This is a genomic window from Pseudomonas sp. NBRC 111138 (assembly GCF_001320835.1).
Lineage (GTDB): Bacteria > Pseudomonadota > Gammaproteobacteria > Pseudomonadales > Pseudomonadaceae > Aquipseudomonas > Aquipseudomonas paracarnis.
The window spans coordinates 1-9811 of the sequence record NZ_BCBO01000009.1 but is presented as its reverse complement, the minus strand read 5'-3'; the positions used below and the strand labels follow the sequence as shown (position 1 = coordinate 9811).

Below are 9811 nucleotides of genomic sequence, written 5' to 3'. Positions count from 1 at the left end.
TGGCGAGCAATTCTTTGCCGCGCACGACCGCTGCCTTGACCTGTGCCGGCGCAGTGCCGCCCACATGGTTACGGGCATTCACCGAGCCTTCCAGGGTCAGCACGGCAAACACATCCTGCTCGATCTGGTCGCTGAACTGGCGCAGTTCTTCCAGGCTCATTTCCGCAAGGTCCTTGCCGGTGTCCACACCGTACTTCACGGCGTGGCCAACGATTTCGTGGCAGTCACGGAACGGCAGGCCACGGCGCACCAGGTAGTCCGCCAGGTCGGTCGCGGTGGAGAATCCGCGCAGTGCCGCTTCACGCATGATCGCGTGCTTGGGCTTGATCGCCGGGATCATGTCGGCAAAGGCGCGCAGCGAGTCGCGCAGGGTGTCGGCGGCGTCGAAGAGCGGTTCCTTGTCTTCCTGGTTGTCCTTGTTGTAGGCCAGTGGTTGGCCTTTCATCAGGGTCAGCAGGCCCATCAGCGCGCCAAACACACGGCCGCTCTTGCCACGCACCAGCTCTGGCACGTCGGGGTTTTTCTTTTGCGGCATGATCGAGCTGCCGGTGCAGAAGCGGTCTGGCAGGTCGATGAACTGGAATTGCGCGCTGGTCCATAGCACCAGCTCTTCGGAGAAGCGCGACAGGTGCATCATCGCGATGCTGGCTGCGGCGCAGAATTCAATGGCGAAGTCACGGTCCGACACGCCGTCCAAAGAATTGCCGCCCACGGCGTCAAAGCCCAGCAGTTGTGCGGTGTACTCACGGTCGATCGGGTAGGTGGTGCCGGCCAGTGCAGCGCTGCCCAGCGGCATGCGGTTGGCGCGCTTGCGGCAATCGACCAGGCGTTCGTAGTCGCGGCTGAGCATTTCGAACCAGGCCAGCAGGTGGTGGCCGAAGGTCACGGGTTGTGCGGTCTGCAGGTGGGTGAAGCCGGGCATGATGGTGTCCGATTCACGCTCGGCCTGCTCCAGCAAGCCTTTTTGCAGGCGGGTGATTTCGCCCAGGATCAGGTCGATCTCATCGCGCAGCCATAGGCGGATATCGGTGGCGACCTGGTCGTTACGGCTACGGCCGGTGTGCAGTTTTTTGCCGGTCACGCCGATGCGATCAGTGAGGCGTGCCTCGATGTTCATGTGCACGTCTTCGAGGTCTACGCGCCAGTCGAACGTCCCTGCCTCGATCTCACCGCGGATGGTGGTCAGGCCGTCGATAATGCTGTCACGCTCGGCGTCGGTCAGCACGCCGACCTTGGCCAGCATCGTAGCGTGGGCGATGGAGCCCATGATGTCGTGGCGGTACAGGCGTTGATCGAAGGTGACGGAGGCGGTGAAGCGCGCGACGAAGGCGTCGACGGGTTCACTGAAGCGGCCGCCCCAGGACTGGTTGGTCTTGTCGGTGCTCATGGATTCGCTCGTGATCTGCTTAAAAGAGGCATGAAGGTGTGCAGGCGATCATAACAGGGTTGCCCGTGGAGGCGGTGCTGCGGGTGGTCGGCAATTTTTTTGTGTAAGAGATGGCTAAGTGCCTTGCCGCCGACCGCATCCAGGACGAGACTGGTGACAGGTACTTATTGAAACGATATTTGACGATTGAGCAATGTCGCCTCACTGAGCGTCTACAGTTGGACTGATAGTGTGTGAATGCACCAAAGTCGGGTGATGCGGTCATAACCAGACTATCCATTAAACAGGGGGGTATTCGGATTGTTTATCAGTGAACCCTACGACGATGCCCGAATGCAGCGGGTCTTGGGCGCTATTGAACAGGTCCGGGTAAATTTGGGTGCCATTCTCAGGGCACTTTTTGCCGCTCGCGCTAGTCTTAGCGTGGATCGCTGTGACGTCAGTCACCGCACCTGTCTACGCTATCCTTGTGCGAGACTCACGCAGGAATCCAGCGCAATATGAATGTCCTGATCGTTGATGACGAACCCCAAGCCCGCGAGCGACTGAGCCGTCTGGTCAGTGAACTTGAGGGTTATTCAGTCCTTGAACCGAGTGCCACCAGTGGCGAGGAGGCGTTGACGCTGATCGACAGCCACAAGCCCGATGTAGTGCTGCTCGATATCCGGATGCCGGGCTTTGATGGCCTGCAGGTCGCCGCCCGCCTGAGCGAACGCGAATCGCCGCCTGCCGTGGTGTTGTGTGCGGCGCAGGATGAGTTTTCTGCACAGGCGCTGGAAGACAGCGGTGTCAGTTTTCTCGTCAAGCCGGCCACTGCTGAAGCCTTGCTCAAAGCTTTGAAAAAAGCCGAGCGTCCCAGCCGCGCCCAACTGGCTGCCTTGACGCAACCGGCTGCGCAAAGTGGTAACGGGCCACGCAGCCATATCAGCGCGCGTACCCGCAAGGGCATCGAACTGATCCCACTCGGCCAGGTGGTCTACTTTATTGCCGATCACAAATACGTGACCTTGCGCCACGAGACCGGTGAAGTGTTGCTCGATGAGCCGCTCAAGGCGCTTGAAGACGAGTTTGGCGAGCGTTTCGTGCGCATTCATCGCAACGCGCTGGTCGCCCGTGAACGTATCGAGCGCCTGCAGCGCACGCCCCTGGGGCACTTTCAGTTATTCCTGAAGGGGCTCAATGGCGATGCGTTGATCGTCAGCCGACGCCATGTCGCTGGCGTGCGCAAAATGATGCAGCAGCTTTAGCCCAAGGGCTGCGGCGCGGTCTGCATTCCTTATCCCGGTGCGACGTGGCCAGGGAGGCCCCGCACTTGCTGATTCAAATCAAAGCGTATTTGCCTGAGCTGTTATTATCCGCCGTATCTATTCAGTACGGATTGATCCATGTCCTCTCGCGAAATCCGCATCGCCACCCGTAAAAGCGCCTTGGCCTTGTGGCAGGCCGAATACGTCAAAGCACGCCTTGAGCAGGCCCATCCCGGCCTCAAGGTCTCCCTGGTGCCCATGGTCAGTCGCGGCGATAAGCTGCTGGACTCGCCACTGTCCAAAATCGGCGGCAAGGGCCTGTTCGTCAAGGAATTGGAAACTGCGCTGCTGGATAACGAAGCCGACATCGCCGTGCATTCGATGAAAGACGTGCCCATGGACTTCCCTGAAGGCCTGGGCCTTTTTTGTATCTGCGAGCGCGAAGACCCGCGCGACGCCTTCGTTTCCAACACCTTCGCGTCTCTGGACGAATTGCCGCCAGGCAGTATCGTCGGCACCTCCAGCCTGCGTCGCCAGGCCCAGTTGCTGACGCGGCGTCCCGACCTGCAGATCCGCTTTTTGCGTGGCAACGTCAACACGCGCCTGGCCAAGCTGGACGCCGGGGAATACGACGCGATCATCCTCGCCGCTGCCGGCCTGATCCGCCTGGGCTTTGAAGACCGCATCACCTCGGCCATCAGCGTCGAAGACAGCCTGCCAGCTGGCGGGCAGGGTGCAGTCGGCATCGAATGTCGCACCGCCGACAGCGAAATTCACGCACTGCTCAAGCCTCTCGATCACGCGGACACCGAAGTGCGTGTTACCGCCGAGCGTGCCTTGAACAAACACCTCAACGGTGGCTGCCAAGTGCCCATCGCCTGCTATGCCGTACTCGAAGGTGAGAACCTGTGGCTGCGTGGCCTGGTCGGTGATCCGGACGGCGGTAACCTGCTGACCGCCGAGGTGCGTGGGCCGCAGCGTGATGCCACGGCACTGGGGATTCAGGTTGCCGAGGAACTGCTGGAAAAAGGCGCGGGTGCCATTTTGCAAAAAGTCTATGGCGAGGCCGGCCCGCAGTGACCAAATGGCGAGTGCTGCTGACGCGGCCTGCCGAGGAGTCGACGGCCGTGGCGGCGTTATTGGCCAAGAGCGGCATTCACAGCAGCTGCCTGCCTTTGCTGGAGACCGAAGCCTTGCCGGTGACTGCTGAGCAACGCGCGGTATTCGGCGCGCTGCCGCGCTATTGCGCCGTCATCGTGGTGAGCAAGCCGGCTGCACGCCTGGCGTTGCAGCGGTTGGGGGACAGTGTGCCGCCAATGCCCTGGTTCAGTGTCGGCGCGGCGACGGCACAGATACTGGCCGATCATGGCCTCAAGGTTCACTATCCCGCCACTGGCGACGATAGCGAGGCCTTGCTTGAACTGCCCGCCTTGCGCGAGGCTATTGCACTGCCGGGCGGCCGGGTGTTGATCCTGCGCGGCGAGGGCGGGCGTGAGTTGCTGGCAGAGCGTTTACGCGAGCAAGGTGCTAGTGTCGATTACCTGGAATTGTATCGGCGTTTTCTTCCGGTGTATGAAAAGGGCGCGTTGATGCAACGCATCCAGTTGGAACGCTTGAACGGCCTGGTGGTCAGCAGTGGGCAGGGTTTTTTACACCTGCACGCGTCAGCCGGCCCCGATTGGCCAGAGGTGGCACAGCTGCCGTTGTTCGTGCCCAGCCCGCGTGTATATGAAATGGCGCGGGCGGCGGGTGCAGAAAAAGTTGTGGATTGTCGCGGCGCGAGTGCCGCGGCTTTGTTAGTGGCGTTAGGGAGCTATCCCGTTCCCACTCTCTGATACGCAAAGGACGGATACGTGAGCGAAACAGCCTTGCCTAAAGATGAAGCTCAGCCCGCGCTTGATGCGCCGGTCGAGACACCGGTCAGCGCGCCACGCCGTGGCAATGGCCTGGCCGTCGTCGCCTTGCTGTTGGGCGCTGCGGGCGTAGCCGCCGGCGGCTGGGGGATCTGGCAGGTCCGTGCCCTGCAAGCCAGCAGCCAGCACCAACTGGGCCAGGTGCAGACCCTGGATGACCAGTCCCAGAGCCTCAAGCAAGGCCAGCAACAGCTGGCCGCCCGCCTGGCGCAGTTGCCGGGTGCGGATGAGCTGGAAGAGCGTCGCCGCCTGGTCACGCAGTTGCAGGGAGATCAGCAGCGCCTCAACCAGCGTCTGGAAACCGTGTTGGGTGCCAGCCGCAAGGACTGGCGCCTGGCCGAGGCCGAGCATCTGATCCGTCTGGCCAGCTTGCGTTTGTCCGCCTTGCAAGACATTAACAGCGCCCAGTCGCTGGTCCAGGGTGCCGACGAGATTCTTCGCGAACAGAGCGACCCAGGGGCTTTCGCGGCACGGGAGCAATTGGCCAAGAGCCTGGCCGCGCTGCGCAGCACCGAGCAACCGGACCGTACCGGCCTGTACCTGCAACTGGCCGCCTTGCGTGACCAGGTGGTGCAACTGGCGGCGATTGCCCCGGAGTATCAGCTCACGGAGCCTGCTTCCCAGGGGCGCCCCACCAGCGATACGCAGAACCAGTTGAGCCAGTGGTGGGAGCAGATCTCCCGTTATTTCCGCATTGACTTCAACCCGGATGACAACATCCGTCCCTTGCTGGCAGGCCAAGGCCTGAACCAAGTGCGCCTGGCCTTGAGCCTGGCACTGGAGCAAGCCCAATGGGCTGCGCTTAACGGCGAGGCGGCCGTCTACAGCCGCTCGTTGGGGGAAGCGCGCAGCGTGTTGCAGGACAACTTCAACCAGGACAACCCGCAGAGCAAGGCGATGCTGGCGCGCATTGCCGAGCTTGAGCCCAAGGCCGTGTCCGTGGTCACGCCTGACCTGGCCGCGAGCCTGGCCGCTGTGCAGGCGTACCTTGAGCGTCGTCATCTGTCGGCCGACGAAGCCAAGGCCGCGGCTGGCAAACCGGCGACCCAGGAGTAGAGCTGATGAAGCGTTTCTATGTGATCCTGGTGCTCGCAATTGCGCTCGCCCTGGCCCTGGGTGTAGGCATTTCGAAGCACACCGGCTACGTGTTGATTACCTATCCTCACCTGCTGCATTACGAATCAAGCCTGTGGGCGACATTGGTGGCGGTGTTTGCCATCGGCCTGGCGATTTATCTGGTCCGCGTGTTGTGGAGCCTGGTCACCACATCCGGTGGCGTGGTCAACCCCTGGTCACGGCGCAATCGCAGCCGCCGTGTTCAGATCGCTATCGAGCAAGGCCAGATGGACCTCGCCGAGGGACGTTGGGCCAGTGCGGAGCGCCACTTGCACCGCGCCGCCGAAGCAGAGCGTCAGCCGCTGCTGTATTACATCGGTGCCGCCCGTGCGGCTAATGAACAGGGCCGTTATGAGGAATCCGACGGCTTGCTGGAGCGCGCTCTGGAGCGCCAGCCCCAGGCCGAACTGGCCATTGCCTTGAGCCACGCGCAATTGCAGATGGATCGAGGTGATACGGAAGGCGCGCTGGTCACTCTTCAGGCGATGCATGGGCGTCACCCGCATAACGCGCAAGTGCTGCGACAACTGCAACGCCTGCATCAGCAGCGTGGCGATTGGTCGTCTGTGATTCGCCTGCTGCCTGAGCTGCGCAAGGACAAAGTCTTGCCCGCCAATGAACTGGCCGAGCTGGAGCGTCGCGCCTGGGGCGAGAACCTGAGCCTGGCGGCCCAGCGTGAAGAGCAAGGCGAAGCAGGGTTGCAGTCCTTGGAACGCGCATGGGAGCAACTGACCACTGCCCAGCGCCAACAGCCACAACTGGTGTTGGCGTATGCCGACCAACTGCGTCGATTGGGCGCGGATGCCAAGGCCGAAGAAGTGCTGCGTGGTGCTCTCAAGCGCGGTTATGACAGCCACTTGATCCGGTTGTACGGCCTGTTGCGCGGCAGTGATCCTGCGCGCCAATTGAAGTTTGCCGAAGGCTGGCTCAAGGACCACCCAGGCGATGCCAGCCTGTTGCTGACGCTGGGCCGTCTGTGCCTGCAAAACAGTCTGTGGGGCAAGGCGCGGGATTATCTGGAAAGCAGCCTGCAAGTGCAGCGCAATCCCGAAGCCTGCGCCGAATTGGCTCGCCTGCTGGCCCAATTGGGCGACACCGAGCGCAGCAACCAGCTGTTTCAGGAAGGCTTGGGATTGCTCGACAATCGCCTGCTGTCTTCGCCGCTGCCGGTGCCTGCGCGAGCTTGAAGTAGGAAAGGGTGAGTGGGTTGGCTCGGACCGATCCGACACCCGCTCCTTCAACGCTTGAAAACACTCGGTTTAACTGGCCTTGTTACTAATTCCTACTTGTTGTAACTGAATTTCCTCGGGCCCGTGGCGGGATGTCCTTATGTTTTCGAGGAAATGTCTGCTCTAGGGCGTATTGAAAGGGGTCGGGCCTTTCCTCTACCGTAGCGACCTATCTCTTGCAGTGCGGATAAACAATGTCTTTGGCCCCTTTACGCTCTTTGTTTTTCCTGGCGTTCATGGCGGGTGCGCTGACGTTGGGCGCGTCTTTCTACCTTCAATACGGCGCGCTGCTACGACCTTGTTTTCTATGCCAGGTACAGCGCCTGTTCCTCGCGTCTTTTGCCTTGATCAACCTGATTGCCGCGCTTCATAGACCTGGGCGTTCCGGCCATTGCCTCTACGGGCTGGCGAGCATGGCCTGTGCGTTGCTGGGCGCCATCACCGCAGGCAGGCAAGTGCTGTTGCAGAACAGGCCGGCAAGTCAGGTCGGGGATTGCTGGCCCAGCGTGCAGCACATGCTTGAAAACCTGTCTGTCTGGCAGGCAATGCGCTCGGTGTTCAATGGCACGGTCGATTGTGTCGAAATCAACTGGACGCTGTTTGACCTGAGCCTGCCTGAGTGGAGTCTGTTGTTCTTCGTGGCGATGCTGATCCTGGGGTTCATGCAGGTGTCACGGTTGTTGTTCGACAGGCATTTGCGCCTCGCAACGCCTTGAAAACAAGACTCAGGTTGTAGGAGCGGATTAAACACTTGTATGAACATTCTCTCCTGCGTACCTTGAAGCCATAGTCATGCGGGCATAATCTGGCCCGCACGCGTTATCCAAACCGCTTGTCAGACACGGCCTTGTCCGTCTGCTGCTTCATCCTTGAAGTGTTGCGCAGGTACAGAGCTGCGGCGCCCCAATAGGGAAGAGAGATCATCATGTTGGAAAGTTGTCAGAATGCTCAGGAACGCTGGGGTGGGGTGCATAAGCTGATCGATAGATGGCTGTTGGAGCGCCACGAACTGATTCAGGCCTATGACACTCTTGGTGCCCATCCCGATGCATTGGCTGAGAAGCAAAAGCCTCTGCAAGAATTCTGCGGGTCTTTGGTGGACTACGTGTCTGCGGGTCATTTTGAGGTTTATGAGCAGCTGACCGGCGAAGCGAAAGCCTTCAATGACAAGCGCGGATTGGAATTGGCCGAAACCCTTTACCCGCGCATTGATGTGATCACCGAGAAGCTGCTGGCCTTCAATGATCTGTGTGATGAAGGCAAGTGTGTTGCTGAAAAATTCAAGGAGCTCGGCGGTCTGCTCCATGAGCGTTTCGAGTTGGAAGATTGCCTGATCGAAGTGTTGCACACGGCCCACAAACAAAAGGCTGCTGTCCAGGCCTGACCCTCGGCGGGGAGATACAAAACGGTGCGCATGTCGCACCGTTTTTTTATGGGTCAGTGGCGAGTGCCGAGTAGTTCGATCTCGAACACCAGCGGCGTATAGGGGGGGATCAACTCACCTGCGCCGTCTGCGCCATAGGCCTGGGCTGAAGGAATCACCAGACGCCATTTCGCACCCACCGGCATCTGTTGCAATGCACTGCTCCAACCGCTGATCACGCTGTTGAGGCGAAACCATTGCGGTTGCGTACTTTTGTCGAAGACAGTTCCGTCAGGCAGTCGGCCCACGTATTTAACCTGCACTTCATCGCTGGCCAACGGCTTGTTGCCAGTGCCCGCTACCAGCTCGGTGAGCAGGATCCCATCGGCCAACTGACGAACGCCGACGGTGGCTTTTTCCTTTGAGAGAAATTGCTGCTCGGCAGCGAGTGCTTTTTCGCTTTGAGGTCGTTGGGCGTCGGCGGCGTTCTGCGCTTCGTGCTGTGCGAGGATCTGTTCGATGCGCGCGTTATCCAGCGCCAGTGGTTTGCCCTGGTAGGCTTGCTTGAGTCCGTCGAGCAGAGCCTGTATCTGCAGGTCGGGGACTTCCTGGCGCAACCGTTCGCCAAGGCTTGCGCCCAGGCTATAGGCAAGATCGTGCGGGGTAGCGGCGGTGGTGTTTGAAGAGGGTTGCTCGCTTGCATCGGCCACGCAGATCGCCAAGCCGAACACTAGAAAAAGGTAACGCGACATGGGCATTCTCCCGGCGAAAGTGCGACGGATTATGCCAGTGCGGCTGCGTAAAAAGTGACGTGGTTTTCCGTTATATCGATAAGAATTTTCGCACGTTGCAACGCAACGCAAACGATACTGTCAACATGCCCTAGCGGCGGTAAGAGCAGAGGGCTAGTATGAGCCGCACCCACGTCAGCCAGGAGGTAAACCATGTCGGCCAAACAGAAGCCTGTAAATACCCCGTTGCACTTGCTCCAACAACTTTCGGGCAGCCTGCTCGAACATCTGGAAAGCGCGTGCTCCCAAGCCTTGGCTGATGCAGAAAAACTGCTCGCCAAACTGGAAAAGCAACGCGGTAAAGCGCAAGAAAAACTGCACAAGTCCCGCACCAAACTGCAAGACGCCGCCACTGCCGGCAAGTCCAAGGCGCAAGCCAAAGCCAAAGGCGCGGTCAAAGAACTTGAAGAGCTGCTGGATGCTCTCAAGGATCGCCAAGCCGAAACCCGCAGCTACATTTCCCAACTCAAAAAAGACGCTCAAGAAAGCCTGAAATTGGCCCAAGGCGTTGGCCGTGTGAAGGAAGCCGTAGCTAAGGCACTGGGTGCTCGTACGCCTGCAAAAGTAGCCGCGAAGCCAGCCGCTAAAACTGCTGCCAAACCAGCCGCTAAAACCGCTGCTTCCAAACCAGTCGCCAAGCCGGCTGCTAAAACTGCTGCTGCCAAACCAGTCGCGAAGCCAGCCGCTAAAACTGCTGCTGCCAAACCAGCCGCCAAGCCAGTTGCTAAAACTGCTGCTGCCAAACCGGCCGCTAAGCCAGTTGCT

The 9811-nt window shown here is 60.1% G+C and carries 10 protein-coding genes; 8 read left to right on the top strand and 2 right to left on the bottom strand.

What is annotated here, in order from left to right; genetic code table 11:
• The coding region (argH, locus tag APH41_RS01650; protein ID WP_054917108.1) for an argininosuccinate lyase at positions 1–1387 on the bottom strand (1387 nt) is incomplete at its 3' end.
• A 500-nt stretch (positions 1388–1887) separates the two neighbouring features.
• Between argH and APH41_RS01645 the strand changes: the two genes are divergently transcribed.
• From APH41_RS01645 to APH41_RS01615, 7 genes are all read left to right on the top strand, one after another.
• Positions 1888–2634 (top strand): LytTR family DNA-binding domain-containing protein, encoded by a 747-nt coding sequence (locus APH41_RS01645; RefSeq protein ID WP_034129045.1) that lies wholly within the window; start codon positions 1888–1890, stop codon positions 2632–2634.
• Positions 2635–2772: 138 nt separating this feature from the next.
• The gene (gene hemC, locus APH41_RS01640; protein WP_034129044.1) at positions 2773–3714 is read left to right on the top strand and encodes a hydroxymethylbilane synthase; all 942 of its coding nucleotides are present in this window, start codon (positions 2773–2775) and stop codon (positions 3712–3714) included.
• Positions 3711–4469: a uroporphyrinogen-III synthase gene (locus tag APH41_RS29240; RefSeq protein ID WP_054896010.1), complete on the top strand. Its 759-nt coding sequence runs from the start codon at positions 3711–3713 to the stop codon at positions 4467–4469. Before hemC ends, APH41_RS29240 begins: the two co-directional genes overlap by 4 nt.
• 18 nt (positions 4470–4487) lie before the next feature.
• Positions 4488–5603 carry a uroporphyrinogen-III C-methyltransferase gene (locus tag APH41_RS29235; protein WP_034129042.1) on the top strand — a complete coding sequence of 372 codons (1116 nt, stop codon included), beginning with the start codon at positions 4488–4490 and terminating at the stop codon, positions 5601–5603.
• 5 nt (positions 5604–5608) lie between these two features.
• The gene (locus tag APH41_RS01625) at positions 5609–6850 is read left to right on the top strand and encodes a heme biosynthesis protein HemY (protein WP_054917106.1); all 1242 of its coding nucleotides are present in this window, start codon (positions 5609–5611) and stop codon (positions 6848–6850) included.
• Positions 6851–7086: 236 nt separating this feature from the next.
• The gene (locus tag APH41_RS01620) at positions 7087–7608 is read left to right on the top strand and encodes a disulfide bond formation protein B (RefSeq protein WP_034129040.1); all 522 of its coding nucleotides are present in this window, start codon (positions 7087–7089) and stop codon (positions 7606–7608) included.
• A 209-nt stretch (positions 7609–7817) separates the two neighbouring features.
• Positions 7818–8276 carry an Rsd/AlgQ family anti-sigma factor gene (locus APH41_RS01615; protein WP_034129039.1) on the top strand — a complete coding sequence of 153 codons (459 nt, stop codon included), beginning with the start codon at positions 7818–7820 and terminating at the stop codon, positions 8274–8276.
• Between the two features lie 53 nt (positions 8277–8329).
• Here the strand turns inward: APH41_RS01615 and APH41_RS01610 are convergent, their stop codons facing one another.
• Positions 8330–9007, bottom strand: a complete 678-nt coding sequence (locus APH41_RS01610; protein WP_034129038.1) for an FKBP-type peptidyl-prolyl cis-trans isomerase — start codon at positions 9005–9007, stop codon at positions 8330–8332.
• 192 nt (positions 9008–9199) lie between these two features.
• Between APH41_RS01610 and APH41_RS01605 the strand changes: the two genes are divergently transcribed.
• On the top strand, positions 9200–9811 hold a 612-nt coding region (locus tag APH41_RS01605), incomplete at its 3' end, for an AlgP family protein (protein ID WP_218187860.1).